We start from the raw sequence: 18,694 nt of genomic DNA, 5'->3' as shown, positions 1-18,694 counted from the left end.
CCGCGTCCAGGGCTGAACGTCAGCCGAAGGCCGGCCCGGCCCCGACTTCACCGCGTGCCGAGCTCCGGATGCTCGCCCCAGAATCCCGCAAGCCGCACCGCGAGCGCGCGGCCCTGGTCGTGACCTCCGCGAGCGGCCTGAAGCCGAGTCGACGGGTCCAAGGCGTTGGCATCGAAGACGTCGCCGGCGCCGGCATCCGGAAAGACCGTCTCGACCACGCTTCCGGCCGCGCGCAGCTCGTCGACCTGGGTGGCCAGATCCATGCCCCACTCGCGCGGCATGCGCGACCTGCCGCCGAACGGCGAGAGCACGAGCACGCGGGCGTAACCGGCCGCCAGATCGGCGTTCTCGCTGCGTCGGTACCCGCCGTTGAGGTACCTGTGCTCGCCGATGGGGTACGGGGTCAACGCCGAGGTGCTTGCAGCGACGGCGTCCACCAGTTCGACGCCGCTGTGCCGGTCGAACACCACCGGTTCCCCTGTGGCAGCGTCGACTGCCGGGATGAGCACCCTGCGGTCCGGCCACTCGTTGCTCGTAAGCCGCGCGGCGACCACGTTGCGCCACCGCGCCGCGTCGGCGCCGTCCGAGGCATCCTTCGCGAGCGCCGCGGCGCCCATCCTGCGCCGCATGTCCGAGGCATCCGCGGCGGAGCCGATGATGGCGTTCGACCACTCGAGATAGCTCGGTCCGGAGAGAGCGGGGCCGCGTCCCCTTGCAGACTGTGCTGCGCCAGCCTGCGGCGGGCGGGGAGCCTCGGCGAGGATGCTCGCGTACAGGTCTGCAGGATGCGCACCGCTGGTGATCTGGGCGGCAACCGTCGATCCGGATGACGTTCCGACGATGAGGTCGGCGTCGGTCACGTCGATCCCCTCGTCGGCGAGACCGGCGATGAGGCCGAGCGCCCAGGCGTTGCCCGCCGCCCCGCCGCCTGCGATGACGAGTGCTCGCTCGTGCGGATTGGGTGACGTTGCCGAATCGGGCTGTTCGGCGGAAGAAGGTGTTGTGTTCATGGGAGTCGCCTTTCGCGATCGCGTTTCCGGCGCTCCCCGTGACGACTACCTCAGTCGCGCGATCGTGGACTGCGGGGGAGCACCCATTCGGATACTGCGTTCATGGGTCTCACCTCCTGTGTCGTGTCACGATCACCCAGATGCTCGCACACCTCTCTGGCGATCGGCAAATGCCTTCGAGGAACTAGAGCGCCGCGATGCGCGCGTACCGGTCGTACTGCTGGCGGATGACCGGCCGGAAGTCCTGCTCGGGCTCTGCCACGACCTCGAGCGTCCACTCGGGACGCGTTCCGGTGAGCGCCCACGCTGCCTGCGCCGCTGCGCCGTTCGCCACGTACTCTCCGGGGGCAGGCACGACGACCGGCGCGTCGAAGACCTGCGCGGCCACCGCCTGCACCGCCGGGTTGAGCGAGGCGCCGCCGATCAGCAGAAGCCGCTGCTCGCGCACCCCGACGGCGCGCACGGCGTCGAGTCCGGCCGCCAGGCCGCCGAGCATGCCCTCGACCGCCGCCCGCGCCAGGTTCTCCCGGCGGCTCGACGCGATGGACAGCCCGTGCACGCTCGCACGTGCGTCGGGAAGATTCGGTGTGCGCTCGCCCTCGAAATACGGCACGAGCACGACGCCCTCCGAGCCTGCGGGCGCGCGCAGCGCCAGCTCGGCGAACTCGTCGAAGTCCACGTCGAGCAGATCAGCCACCGTGCCGAGCACGCGCGCTGCGTTCAGGGTGGCGACGAGCGGCAGGAAGCGGCCGGTGGCATCCGCGAAGCCCGCGACCGAGCCAGTCGGATCGGGCACAGAGGTGTCGGTCACGGCGAACACAGTGCCGCTCGTGCCCAGTGAGACGATGACGTCTCCGGATGCCGCACCCAGCCCGAGCGCGGCCCCTGCGTTGTCACCGGCTCCCGGTCCGACGAGCACGCCGCCGGGAACCGTGACGGTGCCGCTCTGGGCCACGGTGGTGCCCGCTGCGCCTGCTGCCCCGAGCACGCGCGGGAGCACGACGGCGCCGGATGCCGCATCGCCGTTCCCGGCGACCCGCGCTGCACGCCCGAGTGCCAGCTCGAACAGCCCGAGGTCGTAGTCCTCTGCGGCGGGCGACCAATATGCCGTGCCGGAGGCATCCGATCTGTCGGTCACCATGGCATCCAGCTGAGGACCGAGCGGGGACTCGTCAGCCGGGCCGTACCCGAGCAGGCGCCAGGTCAGCCAATCGTGCGGCAGAGCCACGGCCGCGACGCGCGCAGCGTTCTCCGGCTCGGCATCCCGCAGCCAGCGCAGCTTGGTGGCCGTGAACGACGCGACAGGCACGGAGCCGGCGCGCATGGCGTATTCGCCCGCACCGACCTCCTCGGTTAGCGCCGCGGCAGCCGCTGCGCTTCGCGTGTCGTTCCAGAGCAGCGCCGGACGGATGACGCGCCCATCGGCATCCAGCACGACCATGCCGTGCTGCTGACCCGCGATCGAGACCGCCGCGACGTCGTCGAGGCCGCGCGCGTCGGCGATGGCCCTGCCCAGCGCCGACCACCACTCGGCCGGGTCGACCTCTGTGCCGTCCGGATGCGTCGCGCGGCCGGAGCGCACGAGCGCGCCCGTCTCGAGGTCGCGGATGACGACCTTGCAACTCTGCGTCGACGAGTCGACGCCGGCGATCAGGGTCATGTCATCCCTCTTCCTCTGTGCTGGGGGCCGACCGCGTGCCGTCACTTACCGTCGTCACGCCGGAGCATGACGGCCGAAATGACGGCACGCGGGCGAAGGCCGATTGTGCCTGTGGCTTGCGCTGACGCGCGGCCTCGGGTCAGCGGGCGCCGAGCAGGTGCTCGGTGGCCAGCTGCTGCAGGCGAACGAAACCGTAGCCCTTGCCGCCGAAGTACGAGTCCGTGTCGAAGTCCTCGAACGCGCTGCGGTCGGCGAGCAGCTGCTCGTAGCCCTCGCCCTCGTTGAGCGTTGGCTGCGCGAGCTCCGCGACGCGGGCCGCCTCGAGCGCCTCCTGCACCTCGGGGTCCGCACGGAATGCGGCGGCCCGCTCCTTGAGCAGCAGGTACGTGCGCATGTTGGCGGCAGCGGAATCCCACACACCGTTGATGTCCTCGGTGCGCGACGGCTTGTAGTCGAAGTGACGCGGGCCGTCGTAGGCGGGCACGCCGGCGATCCCGCCGTTCTCCAGCAGGTCGACGAGCGCGAACGCGTTGTGCAGGTCGCCGTGACCGAACACCAGGTCCTGGTCGTACTTGATGCCGCGCTGACCGTTCAGGTCGATGTGGAACAGCTTGCCGTGGTACAGCGCCTGAGCGATGCCAGCGGCGAAGTTGAGGCCGGCCATCTGCTCGTGGCCCACCTCGGGGTTGAGACCCACGAGCTCCGGGTGCTCGAGCGAGTCGATGAACGCGAGCGCGTGACCGAGCGTCGGCAGCAGGATGTCGCCGCGCGGCTCGTTCGGCTTGGGCTCGATCGCGAAGCGGATGTCGTAACCCTTGTCGAGCACGTAGTCCGACAGCAGGTTCACAGCCTCGCGATAGCGCTCGAGCGCGGAACGGACGTCCTTGGCCGAGTCGTACTCGGCACCCTCGCGTCCACCCCACATCACGAATGTCTTCGCACCGAGCTCGACTCCGAGCTCGAGCTGGCGCAGCGCCTTGCGCAGCGCGAAGCGCCGAACGCCGCGGTCGTTCGAGGTGAAGCCGCCGTCCTTGAAGACGGGGGCGCTGAAGAGGTTGGTGGTCACCATCGGGATGATGAGCCCGGTGTCGTTCAGTGCCTGCTTGAGGCGGTCGATCTGCTTCTGGCGCTCGGCATCCGTCGAACCGAAGGCGAACAGGTCGTCGTCGTGGAACGTGAGGCCGTATGCGCCGAGCTCGCTCAGCTTCTCGACCGCTTCGACCACGTCGAGCTGGGGCCGCGTGGGACCGCCGAACGGGTCGGTGCCGTTGTAGCCGATGGTCCAGAGACCGAACGAGAACTTGTCTTCGCGGGTGGGCGTGACTGCCATGGGAAAAGTCCTTCAGCGTCGTTGATGAGTATTTGTTGCGGAGCCAAACATATCAGACTCCGGCTGGTTCGCCTAGCGGCAGGTCAGGTTTGCGTGACGGACTCGAGGCCGAGGAGCTCGGTCAGGGGAGCGCGTCCCGGGGCCGCGACATCGACGGAGCCGCCGTCGTGAAGCGAGCAGGCGATGCGTCGCTGCACTGGCTTGTCGGCGTAACCCTCCAGCCGCGCGATCAATGCCTCCGCGGCGAGCCAGCCGAGAGGACTGCCTGGCGCTTCATAGGTGGTGAGCGGCGGCGAGAACAGGTCGCCTGTCGCCGTGGAGGTCGCCACGCCGACGACGGAGATATCGTCGGGGATGCGCACCCCGCGTCGCTGCAGGGTGTTCACGAGAACCAGGGCCGCCTCGTCATGCATGGCGATGACCGCGGTCGAGTCGGGTGACCGTCTCGCGAGTTCGTCCGTCAGCCCGAGCACTGATGCGGAGTCGTGCCCCACCCTCAGCACGGTGCCACGGGCTCCGTGCGCAGCGATTGCCTCGTTGAATGCCTGCTCGGTCCGGATCGGTGGGCCGTAGCCGGCGAGCGGCGTGTCGGAAAGGTCTTCGATGACGAGGCTGAAGTCGCGGTGTCCGAGGGCTGCCAGGTCGTCGACGGCCTGCTCGATGGTGCGCTCGAAGTCGATGTCGACGTAGTCGATCCCGTCCAGTTCGCGCGTGCGTCCGATGAGCGCGAACGGAGCCCCCGCCTGCTGCAGGTGCATCACGCGCTCGTCGTCCATCTGGACTTCCATCAGGATGACGCCGTCTGCGAATCCGGCCTGGATGAGCGAGGCGATCTCGGCCGAGACGTTGTCGCTGTGGATCGGCCACAGCACCAGGCTGTAGCCGCGTTCCTCGGCGGCGGTCGCCGCGGCATCCACGAACGAATGGTGGTGCCTGTGGTCGAGCAGCGGGTAGATGAGCGCGATGACCCTCGACTTGCGGCTCGCGAGAGCCCTGGCCATGGAGTTGCGCCGGTAACCGAGCTCCTCGATGGCTCGCAGCACGCGTTCGCGCGTTTCGGCCGTCACCGGCTTGGTGTCGTTCACCACGAACGAGACGGTGGAGATGGACACTTTCGCACGGTCGGCGACCTCCTGCATCGTGACCATGGCCAACCTCCATTCGCGCCGCCGGCATCCGTGCTCGTGCTCGCGGGGCAAGTATCGCACCGATCCGTCACGATTTAGTAAAGCGCTTGACTTGATGGGCGATGGATGCGCAGAATGCCTGTCAAGCACTTTCCGCACGTTCGGCGCAGCCCACCGACGCAGCATCCCCCGCGCTCTTCCCCCGCCAGGGAGAGGTCGCACGAGGGAGTTTTCCGAACGAACGGTCAAGCGCTTGACCTCGCTGTCTCCAGATGGCGGAAACCTTCTCAAGAGAAGCAAAGGAGCTCATTCGTGAAGAAGTCACGCGTCATCGCGGCGATCGCAGGTGCGGCCGCCGTGTCACTATCGCTGGCGGCCTGTTCATCAGGCTCGACCGGCTCGAGCACGGGCAGCGGGCAGACGTTGACCGTCGAGGACTACTACTCTGCCAACCCAAGCATGAGCGGGTACAACTCCATCTACAAGGAGTGCGGAACCTCGATCGGCGTCAAGGTGAACCCGGTGCACATCGCAGGGGCATCCCTGATTCAGAAGGTGCTGCAGCAGGCATCCTCGAAGACGCTGCCAGACGTGCTCATGCTCGACAACCCGGACGTGCAGCAGATTGCGGCCACCGGAGCGCTGACGCCGCTGAAGAACTACGGCGTGAGCGCGCCGAGCGGTGACGTTCCCTCGGTGGTGAAGGCCGGCACGTACAACGGTCAGGTCTACGGCCTGGCTCCCGTGATCAACTCGATCGCGCTGTACTACAACGTGGACATGCTCAAGGCCGCAGGCGTCACGCCTCCGAAGACCTGGGACGAGCTGAAGGCCGCCGCGCTCAAGCTCACCGATGCCAGCAAGGGTCAGTACGGCTTCGCCATGAGCAACATCAACACCTACGAGGGAACCTGGCAGTTCCTGCCGTTCTTCTGGACCAACGGAGGCGATGAGAAGAACATCAACACCGCTTCTGCCGCGCAGGCGCTGCAGTTCGACGTCGACCTCCAGAACGACGGATCCATGTCGAAGAGCTCCGTGAACTGGAGCCAGCAGGACGTCAACAACCAGTTCGTCGCAGGCAAGGCGGCCATGATGATCAACGGCCCGTGGCAGCTGCCGGTGCTCAACGCCACGAAGGGGCTGAACTTCGCGAGCGTGCCGATCCCCACCCGCACCACCTCCCAGAAGGTCGCGTCGCCGCTCGGTGGTGAGACGTACAACGTTCCGAACACCGGTGACAAGACCAAGATGGGTCTCGCCGGCAAGTTCGTGGCGTGCATCAACAAGCCCGCAACCCAGCTGAAGATCGCGAAGATCTCCGGCAACGTGCCGGCCGACGAGGCGTCCGCCGCGCAGTGGGCGAAGTCGCACCCGCAGGTCGAGGCGTTCGTTCAGACGGTGAAGACCGCCAGGGCGCGCACGGCGGAGCTCGGCCCGAAGTGGCCCAAGGCGGCGACGGCCATCTACACCGCCGTGCAGCTGGCGCTGACCGGCAAGGCGAGCCCGCAGGACGCGCTCCAGCAGGCGCAGGCGCAGAACAAGTAGGCCCGATCCGGGCGGGTGGCGTGTGCCGCCCGCCCGGCATCCGATCCCGCAAAGGAGCGTGATATGACCTCAGTGGATGCCCGCATCGATCGCAGGTCGGCAGCCGCGGCACAGCGAGCGAAGACTCCAGGGCGAAGGCCTCGCGTGATGCGCTACCTCACCAGGTGGCTGTTCGTGGCACCTGCGATCCTGTTCGTGCTGGTCTTCTTCGGCTATCCCATCGTGCAGAACGTGGTGATGTCGTTCCAGAACTACACGACGACCACCTTCTACACCGGCGTCGCGCCGTGGGTGGGGATCGCGAACTACGCGAACGTCTTCAGCAACCCGATCTTCGCGACGACCGTCATCAACACCGCGCTGTTCACGATCGGTTCGATCGTTCTGCAGTTCGGGATCGGCCTCGGTCTCGCGCTGTTCTTCAAGCGGCATTTCCCGCTCAGCGGATTCCTGCGGTCGCTTCTGCTGCTGCCGTGGCTGCTCCCGCTCATCGCGTCGGCCGCCGTGTGGAAGTGGATCCTCGATCAGGGCAGCGGTGCACTCAACCAGTTCCTCGGCATCTTCGGGGTGCACGCAGTGCCGTGGCTCGTGAGCCCGAACCTCGCGCTGGTCGCGGTGATCGGGGTCAATGTGTGGCTGGGCATCCCGTTCAACACGACCATCCTCTACACGGGTCTCCAGGGCGTGCCCGAGGAGCTGTACGAGGCCGCGGCGCTCGACGGCGCAGTCGGATGGCGCGCGTTCTGGCACATCACCTGGCCGAGCATCCGCTCCGTGGTGAGCGTGGTCATCGTGCTCGGCGTCGTCTACACGCTCAAGGTGGTCGACATCATCCTGGGGTTGACGGGAGGAGGTCCTGCGAACTCCACGCAGACCCTCGCCACCTGGGCCTACCAGAACTCGTTCGTGCAGTTCGCGTTCGGTCAGGGCGCGGCCATCAGCAATGTGCTGATCGTGATCTCGCTGCTGTTCGCGATCGTCTATCTGTACATGAACCGGAAGGGGGTCGACGAATGACCGCGACTCGCGCGCTCGTGCTTCCGACCAGCTCGCACGTCGAGCGGCGCAAGCACGTCACGAAATGGCCGATGACGGTGCTCGGCATCATCTTCCTCGCGATCATGGTGTTCCCCGTCTACTGGATGATCAACAGCAGCCTGCAGGGCAACTCCGGCGCCGCGAACACCGACTGGTTCCCGATCCACCCCACCTTCGCCGGATACCAGGCCGCGTTCCAGCAGCAGGGTGCGAACCTCGCGACGAGCCTGATCATCTCGATCAGCGCCGTGCTGCTGACGCTCGTCATCGCGACGCCAGCAGCGTACGGTCTCGCGCGCTTCAAGATGAAGGGCATGACGGCGTTCGTCTTCGTGCTGCTCATCACCCAGATGATCCCCACGATCGTCATCGCGAACGCGCTCTACACGCTGTTCAACAACTGGGGTCTGCTGAACTCGTACCTCGGGCTGATCCTCGCGGACAGCGCCGCGCAGATCCCGTTCGCGATCATCCTCATGCGTGCCTTCATGGCATCCATTCCGACGAGCCTCGTCGAGGCTGCTCTGGTCGATGGCGCGAACAACTTCAGAGCGTTCATCTCGATCGTCATTCCGATCAGCAAGAACGCGATCATCACCGCCGCGCTCTTCACGTTCCTCGGCGCGTGGGGCGACTTCCTGTTCGCGCTGACGCTGACGAGCACCCCTGCCGTTCGGCCCATCACGCTCGGCATCTACAACTACATCGGCGCCAACGTCTCGGAGTGGGGTCCGGTGATGGCCACGGCCGTCATCGCATCGGTGCCCGCGGGCGTTCTGCTCATCCTGGCCCAGAGGTACATCGCGGCCGGGGCTCTTGGCGGCGCCATCAAGTGACGCGGCCCGCCGCGTCGTCATGCACAACACGAAGGAGAAGTACGTGAACACCACCGCCGACCGGCCCTTGCGCGTCGTCGTCTGGGGAGAGAACCGGCACGAGAAGCTCGAGCCTCATGTGGCCGAGCTCTACCCAGACGGCATGCACAACGCCATCAAGGCCGGCATCGAGGAGAACCTCGGAGACCGGGTGTCGGTCACGACGGCGTTGCTCGACGACCCGGAGCACGGTCTGACGGAGGAGCGGCTCGCCCAGACCGACGTCCTGACCTGGTGGGGCCACGCGGCGCACGGCGAGGTGTCGGACGAGGTCGTAGAGCGCGTGCACCGCCACGTTCTGGAGGGCATGGGCATCGTGGTGCTGCACTCTGGGCACTGGTCGAAGATCTTCCAGAAGCTGATGGGAACGACGTGCACGCTGCGGTGGCGCAGCGAGAACGACCGCGAGCTGGTCTGGACGGTCGACCCGACGCATCCCATCGCACAGGGTGTGCCGCATCCCATCGAAATCCCTCAGCAGGAGATGTACGGCGAGCAGTTCGACGTGCCGCGCCCAGACGAGATCGTGTTCATCAGCTCGTTCACCGGGGGAGAGGTGTTCCGCAGCGGAATCACCTACCGTCGCGGCAACGGCAAGATCTTCTACTTCAGCCCAGGAGACCAGGACTTCCCGGTGTACCACCACAAGGATGTACGCCGCGTCATCGCGAACGGGGTCGCCTGGGCGGCATCCGACCGGCCGAGCCGGCAGTTGCCGACTCTGCTGAGGTACGAGACGGGAGACTTCTTCAACGGTCGGGGCTACGAGGGCGCGCTGCACAACCGGGACGACGAGGAATGAGCGGCTTCGCAACCGTCGAAGGGGATGCCCCCATCAAGGTCGTGCTCGTCGGCGCAGGTGCCATGGGACGGCACTGGCTGCAGGTCATCACCGAGACGCCTCAGGTGCAGCTCGTCGGGCTCGTCGACCTCGACGTCGAACTCGCCAGGCAGGCGCTCGCGGCACGCGGAGTGGATGCCGTCGCGACGGACTCGCTCAGCGCGGTCGTGAAGCAGACCGGCGCGCAGGCCGTGATCGATGTCACGGTGCCGCCAGCGCACCACGCCGTGAATACGGAGGCGCTGTTCCTCGGTCTGCCCGTGCTCTGCGAGAAGCCCATCGCTCCGACCGTCGCCGAGACGCTGTCGCTGATCGCCGCCGAGGAGCTGTCCGGGCAGCTGCTCATGACAAGCCAGTCCCGCAGGTACTACCCGGCGCTCACCGAGTTGAAGGCGTTGCTGCCCTCGCTGGGCGAGGTCGGCATCCTCACGACGGAGTTCTTCAAGGCGCCGCATTTCGGCGGTTTCCGCGACGAGATGGATCATCCGCTGCTCGTTGACATGGCCATCCACTCGTTCGACGTGGCCAGATACCTGCTCGACGCCGACCCGGTGTCGGTGGACTGCCGCACGTTCAACCCGAGCTGGAGCTGGTATCGAGGGGATGCCGCGGCGACGGCGACCTTCGTCTTCGAAGGCGGAACGCGGTTCTCGTACACCGGCAGCTGGTGCAGCCCTGGACTCGAGACGTCGTGGAACGGCAGGTGGCGCGTCAGCGGAGCCCTCGGTAGTGCCGCATGGGACGGTGAGGGCCGCCCCGAGCTCGAACTCGCCGATGGCGCGACTGCGGAGAGGCCCGCCGTGGAGGGTGGCAGGTCGGAGATCGCGGGCGCGCTCGACGAGTTCGTGCACGCGCTTCGCACAGGCACGGTTCCCTCTGGCGACGTGCACTCGAACGTCTACAGCCTGGCCATGGTGGAGGCCGCCGTGCAATCGGCGGCCGAAGAGCGAGCGGTGCAACTGGCCGACATCCTGGACCGTGCGTATGCCGATGCAGTCGCGAAGGAAAGGAGAGACGACGTACGTGAGGCGCTTCGGGCGTGGCGTGGCGCCGGAGCGCTTGCACCCGCTCGAGCACGATGAGAGCCGTCGACGCCGGAGCTGCGCAGCTATTGAGCCTGAGAGAGCGATGACCCGCACACACGGCGACCCTTCTCGGGTGTCCCTCGGCCGACCGGCAGCGCTGTTCCACGAGACCTTCCTGTTGGGCAACGGCTCGCTGGGAGCAGCGGTGTACGGACGGACCGACGAAGAGTGGTTCGACCTCAATCGGGATACGCTCTGGTCCGGCGGCCCCAGTCGAGATACCGGCGCGGAGGACGCTTCAGGACTCTCGTACGTAGTCGAGGAGCTGAGGGCCGCGATCGCACGAGGGGACCACGCCGCCGCGGACGCATCGGCGCGGCGGCTTCAGTCGTCGGGGTGGACGCAGTCCTACCAGCCGGTCGGGCGGCTGCACTGGCGCTGGCGCGGCGCAGACGACGCCAGCGGCTATAGGCGCACGCTCGATCTCGGCCGGGCTCGCGCCGAGACGTTCGCAGGCGGCGAGAGGATGACGGCTTTCGTCTCCCACCCCGACGACGTGCTCGTGGTCGAGACCTCGCACACCGACGTGCAGCCACCGGTGTTCGAGTCGCCCCACGAGGGTACGAGGGTTCAACGCGAGAGCGTCGGCGGAGTCGAGTGGCTCACTGCCATGGGCAGAGCGCCGGCGCATGTCGTGCCCGAGTACGAGCGAAGCGAGCATCCCGTGCTGTATTCGACGGAAGACCCGGATGCCGATGGCACCGTCTCCGCGGGCATGGGCTGGGCGCTCGCCGTCGCGATGGAGGCCACGGGATCGGGCAGTCGGCTCGTCGCGACCGTCGTAACCGGCTTCCGGAGCTGGGACCAGCGCCCGTCGGCGGACCTCGCGGAGCTCACCGAACGGGCACGACATCGCGTGGCGGCGGCGCTCGCCATCAGCACCGAGAAGCTCCTGAGTCGCCACGAAGCGGACTACCGATCGTTGTTCGATCGCGTGCAGCTCGACCTCACCCCGTCTGGGAACAAGGCAGCGGTTGATGCGCAGCGTTACTTCGATTTCGGCCGCTATCTGTTGATCTCCTGTTCACGACCGGGTACGCAGGCCGCCAACCTCCAGGGCATATGGAATGACGATGTGCGGCCCGGTTGGGGCAGCGAGTACACAACGAATATCAACGCACCGATGAACTACTGGGGCTCGGAAGTCGTCGATCTCGGCGAAACGCACGAGCCGCTTTTCGACATGCTGCGGGAGTTGGCGGTCGCCGGCCGCAGCACCGCATCCGCTCGTTACGGTGCACGCGGCGCTGTTTGCCACCACAACACCGACATCTGGCGCTTCACCGCGCCCGTGGACGGAAACCCGCAGTGGTCGAACTGGCAGTTCGGGCTCGCCTGGATGTGCGCCCATCTCGGCCTCAGACTCGACCACAGTCCGTCGGATGCGTTCGCCCACGACGTCGCGCTGCCGATCTGCCGCGAAGCGGTTGCCTTTCTGCTCGACCAGCTCGTGAGCGTAGACGGAGCGCTCGAGATCTCTCCTTCGAGTTCTCCGGAGCACAGCTTCAGGGATAGGACAGGCGTCGTCGCATCGGTCACTCACGGCAGCAGCATCGACCAGGAGATCGCGCACGAGCTCCTTTCCCAGTACGTGCGGCTGACGGCTCGCTGGCGCGAAGCAGATCCGCTGGCGCAACGAGCGGCGGAAGCCCTCGAGCTGCTCAGATTGCCCGGCATCGACTCGCACGGGCGGCTCCGCGAGTGGCAGGAGGAGGGACTCGAAGGCACGGAGCCTGGACACCGTCACTTCTCCCACCTCTACGGCGCCTTCCCGGGGAGCCGGATCACTGGCACATCGCACCCCGAAAGCTTCGAGGCGGTTCGACGATCACTTGCCTATCGTCTGGAGAACGGCAGCGGCTACACCGGGTGGAGCCAGACATGGACGCTGTGCCTCGCGGCCAGGCTCGGGGACAGGCCTCTGGCCGCTTCCTCGATCCATGCACTCGTGCACGAACTCAGCTCGCCATCCCTGCTCGACCTGCACCCGCACACGGGCCGGCCCGGCGGCGCCCTCTTTCAGATCGACGGGAATCTCGGTGCCGTTGCAGGCTTCGCGGAGCTTCTGATGCAGAGCCACGACGAGGCGATCGCGCTCCTCCCGACGCTCCCCGATGCCTGGAATAGCGGCTCGGTTCGCGGCCTGCGCGCGCGGGGAGGGCACCGAGTGGACCTGAACTGGCGGCACGGGCGTCTGACCTCTGCGGAGCTCCGCTCGCCGCAAGGCGACCTCGTCGTCGAACTCGACGCGAACGTCACGCCGACGGTGCTCGACAGTGCTGGGCGGATCGTCGCCGCGACTCCTGAGGTTACGGCAGGCACGGGAACGCGTTGGCGTTGGGACGTCCCGGCCGACGGCACATCTTTGCTGCGCGCCCAAAGCTGACACGGCAAAGGCCGGGCTGATCGATTGCCGGCAGCGTGTCCCCAGTTCGGAGTACACGCGATGCGTCTTGACGGATGCCCCCGGGACCTTCTATGGTCGTCGAAGCGGTTCGATTAAAGAACGGCTGTACGCGATTCGTTCGCCGCCTTCGTCAAGGCCGGCTGGTGAGTCGTGAGACGGCTGCGAGTCGACACAAGGGAGTGAGATGCGACGCGATCAGGCATCCGGTGACACGGGAGCGGGCAACGCGGAGGCAAAGGCCTTGATCCGATGACGTCGCAGGCTGTACTCCAGGAAGCTGCGTCATCGAACTTGCTGCATTCGGAGGGCGACGCTCCGCGCCCGTCGGCGCGCCGGCGGCCAGGCAGGAAGTCGATCACGATGTTCCTCTGCATCGTGCCGTTCCTCGTTCTCGTCTTCGTGTTCTCCTACCTGCCCCTGTACGGCTGGATCTTCTCGCTCTACGACTACCAACCGGCACTTGGCCTCAAGGGCAGCCCTTTCGTCGGTCTGCAGTGGTTCCAGATGCTGGTGAGTTCGCCGACACAGATGGCGCAAATCGGCCAGGTGCTCATGAACACGCTGGCCATGAGCTTCCTCGGCATCCTCACCTCGTTCCTTCCCATCGTTTTTGCGGTGTTCCTGAACGAGGTCAAGGCGCCGTGGTTCCGCAACATCGTTCAGACGCTGACGACCCTGCCGAACTTCATCTCCTGGGTGCTCGTCTACATGATCGCGTTCTCGCTGTTCTCCAGTTCCGGCCTGGTGAACAGCGTGCTCACAGATTCCGGCCTGATCACGACCCCGATCAAGTTCCTGGACTCCGGCGAACACGTCTGGCTCACGATGCTGCTCTGGAGCCTGTGGAAAGGGCTCGGCTGGGGAGCGATCATCTACCTGGCTGCCATCACCGGGATCGATCCCGCCCTCTATGAGTCGGCGAAGATCGACGGAGCCGGCCGATTCCAGCTCATGCGGTACATCACGATCCCGCAGCTCATGCCGACCTATGTCGTCTTGCTCATGCTGTCCGTTGCGAATCTGCTCAACAACGGCATGGACCAGTACTACGTCTTCCAGAACGCGTTCAACATGCAGCACATCCAGGTGCTGGACCTCTACGTCTACAACGTGGGCCTGACCGGAAACAATCTGTCCCTGGCGACCGCGATCGGAATGCTGAAGAGCCTCATCTCGGTGATCCTTCTCATCACCGTCAACCTCATCGCCAAGCGTGCCCGTGGCGCGTCGATCATCTAGGAGCTCCCGACCATGACTACGGCAACGGATGCCACGCCCGCTACCCGAAGCCCCGTGCGTGCCTCCCGCTCACGACGCCCCAACCGAGTGCCGAGAACCGCCGGGGAAAGAACGTTCGGCGTCATCAACTACGTGGTCTTCGCCCTCTTGGCTCTGATTTGCGCGTACCCCTTCTACTACCTCATCATCAACTCGGTCAGCGCGAACAACCTCTCAGCCCTTGGCGACGTGCGCTTCTTCCCGACCGGGTTCCATCTGTCGAACTATGCCCAGGTGTTCCAGCTGCAGGGGCTCTCTCTCGCGACGGCGGTGAGTGTCGCGCGCACTGTGCTGGGAACTGCGGGCACCGTGCTGGTGTCGGCATTCCTGGGGTTCATGTTCACCCAGGAGCGCATGTGGGGACGCACCTTCTGGTACCGGTTCACGGTCATCACGATGTACTTCAGCGCCGGACTGATCCCGGTTTTCCTGATCATCAAGGGACTGGGCCTGACCAACAACTTCTGGGTCTACGTGATCCCGTACCTCGTGCAGCCGTTCAACATCATCCTCGTGAAGACGTTCGTGGAGTCCATGCCCCGATCGATGCAGGAGGCGGCTGAGATGGACGGCGCGAACATCCTTCAGGTCTTCTTCCGCGTCTACCTGCCCAACATGACCCCCATCCTGGCGACCGTCGCGATCTTCTCGGCGGTCGCCCAGTGGAACATGTTCCAGGACACCCTCATCTACATCACGGACCAGAGTCTGTACACGCTGCAGTACCTGCTCTACATGTTCATCAATCAGGCGAACAGCCTGGCGACAGCCGCGCAGAACGCGGCAGGCGGAAGCCTGAGCGCCATCGCGAACTCCGCGACATCGCAGACACCGACGTCTATTCAGATGACGGTGGCGGTCGTGGTCGTGCTGCCCATCATCTTCATCTATCCCCTGTTCCAGCGCTTCTTCGTGAAGGGCATCATGCTCGGCGCCGTCAAGGGTTGACGGACTGCCAAGCGCACCGAGAAAGGAATACAGCAATGAAGCGTAGACAGTTCCTGGCACTGGCGGGAATCGGAGCGATCGCGACGATGACGTTGTCGTCGTGCTCTCTGATCGAAGGCAGCTCGACAGCCCAGGGCGGGTCTGGCGGGGCCTTCCCATCCAAGTGGAAGAAGCAGATCACGGTCGATGTCTTCGACGACCTTGCCAACTTTCAAGGTACGCAGACCGGCTGGTTCGCGAAGCTCGTCGAAGACAAGTTCAATATGAAGCTGAACGTCATCGCCCCCAACGTCGCGGGTGGCGGGGAGACGCTCTTCAACACCCGATCCGCGGCAGGCGATCTCGGCGACTTGGTGGTTCTCGGGTCTTACCAGCACCTCACCGAGGCGCTCAAGGGCGGGCTGCTCCTCGACGCTTCGACCTACTACAAGAACATGAAGAACATTGGCGGCTACGACGCTGCTGTCAAGAAGGCCAATGCGGGCAACAAGGGAACCTTCGCGTTCCCGACCTCGGTGTCGAAGCTCAAGCCCACCCAATCCTCCGAGAGCACTGAGCCGACGTTCGGCCCCTATCTGCGCTGGGACTTGTACGAGAAGGCCGGCTTCCCGGAGATCGGCACCCTCGAAGACATCATTCCCGTCCTCCAGGAGATGCAGAAGTCATCGCCGACGGCCCCGAACGGCAAGCCCGTCTACGGCTTGTCCTTGTTCAAGGACTGGGACGGCAACATGATGAACAACGCCAAGCAGCCGGCCTGCTATTACGGTTACGACGAGGTGGGCTTCGTTCTCGCGGCAGCCGACGGATCTTCCTACGAGAGCATCATCGACTCCGACTCGCACTATGTGCGGTCGTTGAAGTTCTTCAGCAAGGCGAGTCAGGCGGGCCTGGTCGACCCTGACTCGCCCACCCAGAACTATTCGACCATGTACGCCAAATACCAAGCCGGCCAGGTGCTGTTCGCATTCTGGCCGTGGGTGGCCCAGCCCGCGTACAACACGACGGAGAACATGCAGAAGGGCATCGGGTTCGAGATCGCTCCGCTGAAGGACATGAAGATCTTCTCCTATGGCTCCGAGGTCTACGGGAGCAGCAACTACTCGCTGGGCATTGGCACGAAGGCGAGCGATCCGGAACGCGTTGCAGCATTCATCGACTGGCTCTATTCGCCGGAAGGCGCGTACGCCAACGGCAGTCAGACGGGTTCGGCGGCCGGGCCAAAGGGACTCACCTGGGACATGGATTCGTCGAAAGAACCGGCCCTGACCGCATTCGGCCAGAACGCGTTCCTCGAAGGCTCGACCAAGCAGGTTCCCTCCAGCTGGGGGACCGGGACCTTCACGAAGGGCGTCTCGGCGCTCAACGTGACCACCGTCACGGCGGTCGACAAGGACCCTGCGACCGGTTATTCGTTCGCATACCAGATGTGGCCCAGCTACCAGAAGCTCGTCGCCAATCCCCTCACGAAGAGCTGGTCGTCGCACATGGGTGGAGCTAAGACGACCATGGACTATCTGAGGGACAACAAGAAGATCATCGTCGCACCTGGCTCGGGGTACAACGCACCGGCCGACGACTCTCAGACGCAGACGCTGCGCAACCAGATCAAGGCGATCATCGTGGCCGACTCGTGGAAGATGGCCATGTCAACGAGCACGTCTCAGTTCGAATCGTTGTTGAAGGACATGCAGGCCACGGTCAACGGTCTCGGGTACGCCAAGGTGCTGAAGACCGACATGGAGCACGCGAAGGCGCAGGACGCCGCCCGTAAGGCGGTCGCTAAGAAGTTCGGCTGAACTCAACAGCACGTCGACGAGAATGCCCGGAAGGCGACTTCCGGGCATTCTCTTGCGTCTGTCCATGATCGCGAGCCTCTTGGTCAGTGCCTGGAGAAAACGTTCCGCAGAAGAAACGCGGTGGAATATGCGCCGACCGAGAATCCGATGGTGGCGAGCACGATGACGAATGCCGGGAATGCGGCGGCCAGACTTGCGGCGGTCACGGGTATGACGATCAGAACGAAGGTCCGCCAGGGCTCGGCCACTGGCAAGAGCATCGCGTTCTTCAGGGTCTGGGGCAGCCGGTTGTCATAGCGCCCGACGAGCGCTGCGCCGTAGAGGAACGCCGCGAAGAAGTAGAGAGCGCCAATTAGTGCGACCACTGCGGCGGCTATGGCGAACGTTCCACCGCCGAAGGCCCAGAAAAGACCGCTGAAGGTCAACGCAAGCATCGGGAGCGCGAAGCAGACGAAGACCATCGTTCCGCGGAGCGCATTGCCGCCCAGGGCGCGGAAATAGTCCGAGACGAGGTGGCCGCCCTCCTCGTCCGAATATCGCATGGTCACCTCGAACAACGAGCTCGTCGCCATGCCGATCGTGACGATCGGAATGCAGGTCACGATGAACACCACGTTGAGCACGATGAACGACACGAAGGTTGAAGCGCCACTCATGACCTTGCTGGTGGGGTCGACGTTCATGCTCTGGCTTGGCGCTTTCCTTTAGCAGGTCCGACCGATGCTGTACGGATCGTGAGCTTCGGAGCGATGAGCCGCACCCCCGGCGGTGTCAGGCCATCGATCAACTCGCAGATGACGTCAGCGGCTGCCGAGCCCATCGCTTCTGCGGGGATGGCGATGCTGTCCACCGCACCGGGCACCGACCGCGCGACGTCTTCCGGGCACAGCGCAACGATCGAGGGTGCGATGGGCGAGTGACGCCCCGCCTCGACCAGTCGTGCGAAGACATGCGGCAGCGCTCCCTCGTTGTGAACGAGGAATCCGGTGATTCCGGGGTCGGCGCCGGTTATCTCGTCGATCAACTCGGCGGCGCCTGCGCTGCTGGGGCACGGGTGGATGCTCCCCGTCATTCCCGAGGCCGCGCACGCTGCGAGGAATCCCTTGGCCAGGCGGTCGGCGTACGAGGTGTGTCGTGCCATCACCTCTGGGGGCGACCCGATCAGAGCGATGCGGTTATGGCCCTGTGAGGCGAGCCTGTCTACGGCGACCCATCCCGCCTCTTCGAAGTCGAAGTCGACGCAGGGGATGGTGCGGCGTCCCTCTGGCAACCCGATCAGCACGCTCGGCTGTTCGAGGCGTGCGAGCACGCCGATGCGCGGGTCGTCGGACTCGATGTCCATGACCACGAGCGCGTCGACCATCGATCCCTTGGCGGCTCGTTCCATGCCGTGCACGTCGTCGCTCGTGAGAAGAAGGATGTCGTAACCGTGCTCCCTCGCCCTGACGGCCACACCCGTGACGACCTCCATCACGACGTGCACGTCGACACCGGAGCGCAATGGAACCTGCAGGCCGATGACGTTGGTGGACCGCGAGGCCAGCGAGCGAGCACCGGCGTGCGGACTGAACCCGAGCGTGGCGATCGCGCGCTCTACCCGTCGGCGCGTCTCAACTGAGATGGTGCGCTTGCCGCTCATGACATACGAGACCGTCGAGATGGAGACGCCCGCCTCTTCGGCGACGTCTGCGATCGTGACCATTGTGGAGTTCGCCTTCTTTCTCGGCGAGACGGGTTCGCGACACCGA

General features: G+C 65.5%; 15 protein-coding genes. 9 read left to right on the top strand and 6 right to left on the bottom strand.

Annotated features, from left to right (window positions below; translation table 11 throughout):
- Positions 1–47: 47 nt before the first annotated feature.
- The 4 genes from ACO2Q7_RS12905 to ACO2Q7_RS12890 all read right to left on the bottom strand — a co-directional run bounded on the left by ACO2Q7_RS12905 (position 48) and on the right by ACO2Q7_RS12890 (position 5,148).
- Positions 48–1,010: a patatin-like phospholipase family protein gene (locus ACO2Q7_RS12905; protein WP_423356109.1), complete on the bottom strand. Its 963-nt coding sequence runs from the start codon at positions 1,008–1,010 to the stop codon at positions 48–50.
- Positions 1,011–1,194: 184 nt separating this feature from the next.
- On the bottom strand, positions 1,195–2,670 hold the full coding sequence (gene xylB / locus ACO2Q7_RS12900; protein WP_423356108.1) for a xylulokinase: 1,476 nt from the start codon (positions 2,668–2,670) through the stop codon (positions 1,195–1,197).
- Positions 2,671–2,809: 139 nt separating this feature from the next.
- Complete coding sequence (gene xylA / locus ACO2Q7_RS12895; RefSeq protein WP_423356107.1) at positions 2,810–4,000, bottom strand: xylose isomerase; 1,191 nt, start codon at positions 3,998–4,000, stop codon at positions 2,810–2,812.
- Between the two features lie 83 nt (positions 4,001–4,083).
- Complete coding sequence (locus ACO2Q7_RS12890) at positions 4,084–5,148, bottom strand: LacI family DNA-binding transcriptional regulator (RefSeq protein ID WP_423356106.1); 1,065 nt, start codon at positions 5,146–5,148, stop codon at positions 4,084–4,086.
- Positions 5,149–5,439: 291 nt separating this feature from the next.
- Here ACO2Q7_RS12890 and ACO2Q7_RS12885 point away from each other — a divergent pair, with 291 nt between their 5' ends.
- From ACO2Q7_RS12885 to ACO2Q7_RS12845, 9 genes are all read left to right on the top strand, one after another.
- Positions 5,440–6,675 (top strand): sugar ABC transporter substrate-binding protein, encoded by a 1,236-nt coding sequence (locus tag ACO2Q7_RS12885; RefSeq protein ID WP_423356105.1) that lies wholly within the window; start codon positions 5,440–5,442, stop codon positions 6,673–6,675.
- A gap of 63 nt (positions 6,676–6,738) precedes the next feature.
- The gene (locus tag ACO2Q7_RS12880) at positions 6,739–7,692 is read left to right on the top strand and encodes a carbohydrate ABC transporter permease (RefSeq protein ID WP_423356104.1); all 954 of its coding nucleotides are present in this window, start codon (positions 6,739–6,741) and stop codon (positions 7,690–7,692) included.
- Complete coding sequence (locus ACO2Q7_RS12875; protein ID WP_423356103.1) at positions 7,689–8,549, top strand: carbohydrate ABC transporter permease; 861 nt, start codon at positions 7,689–7,691, stop codon at positions 8,547–8,549. The genes ACO2Q7_RS12880 and ACO2Q7_RS12875 overlap by 4 nt, the downstream gene beginning before the upstream one ends.
- A 43-nt stretch (positions 8,550–8,592) precedes the next feature.
- Entirely contained in the window at positions 8,593–9,390 is a 798-nt protein-coding gene (locus ACO2Q7_RS12870; protein ID WP_423356102.1) for a ThuA domain-containing protein, read from the top strand.
- Positions 9,387–10,511 carry a Gfo/Idh/MocA family protein gene (locus ACO2Q7_RS12865; RefSeq protein ID WP_423356101.1) on the top strand — a complete coding sequence of 375 codons (1,125 nt, stop codon included), beginning with the start codon at positions 9,387–9,389 and terminating at the stop codon, positions 10,509–10,511. The genes ACO2Q7_RS12870 and ACO2Q7_RS12865 overlap by 4 nt, the downstream gene beginning before the upstream one ends.
- Positions 10,512–10,557: 46 nt before the next feature.
- Complete coding sequence (locus tag ACO2Q7_RS12860) at positions 10,558–12,900, top strand: glycosyl hydrolase family 95 catalytic domain-containing protein (protein WP_423356100.1); 2,343 nt, start codon at positions 10,558–10,560, stop codon at positions 12,898–12,900.
- A gap of 381 nt (positions 12,901–13,281) precedes the next feature.
- The gene (locus ACO2Q7_RS12855) at positions 13,282–14,160 is read left to right on the top strand and encodes an ABC transporter permease (RefSeq protein WP_423356099.1); all 879 of its coding nucleotides are present in this window, start codon (positions 13,282–13,284) and stop codon (positions 14,158–14,160) included.
- Between the two features lie 12 nt (positions 14,161–14,172).
- The gene (locus ACO2Q7_RS12850; RefSeq protein ID WP_423356098.1) at positions 14,173–15,147 is read left to right on the top strand and encodes a carbohydrate ABC transporter permease; all 975 of its coding nucleotides are present in this window, start codon (positions 14,173–14,175) and stop codon (positions 15,145–15,147) included.
- 35 nt (positions 15,148–15,182) lie between these two features.
- Positions 15,183–16,946 carry an ABC transporter substrate-binding protein gene (locus tag ACO2Q7_RS12845; protein ID WP_423356097.1) on the top strand — a complete coding sequence of 588 codons (1,764 nt, stop codon included), beginning with the start codon at positions 15,183–15,185 and terminating at the stop codon, positions 16,944–16,946.
- Between the two features lie 83 nt (positions 16,947–17,029).
- On the opposite strand, the gene ACO2Q7_RS12840 is transcribed toward ACO2Q7_RS12845, so the two are convergent.
- Positions 17,030–17,629, bottom strand: coding sequence for a DUF624 domain-containing protein (locus ACO2Q7_RS12840; RefSeq protein WP_423356096.1), 600 nt, complete (start codon positions 17,627–17,629; stop codon positions 17,030–17,032).
- Positions 17,626–18,648: a LacI family DNA-binding transcriptional regulator gene (locus ACO2Q7_RS12835; protein WP_423356095.1), complete on the bottom strand. Its 1,023-nt coding sequence runs from the start codon at positions 18,646–18,648 to the stop codon at positions 17,626–17,628. Before ACO2Q7_RS12835 ends, ACO2Q7_RS12840 begins: the two co-directional genes overlap by 4 nt.
- Positions 18,649–18,694: the final 46 nt, after the last annotated feature.

The sequence above is a fragment of the Rathayibacter sp. KR2-224 genome (genome assembly GCF_049446075.1).
GTDB lineage: Bacteria > Actinomycetota > Actinomycetes > Actinomycetales > Microbacteriaceae > Humibacter.
Note: the sequence above shows the minus strand (reverse complement) of the source record. Positions and strands in the feature narration are given on the sequence as shown.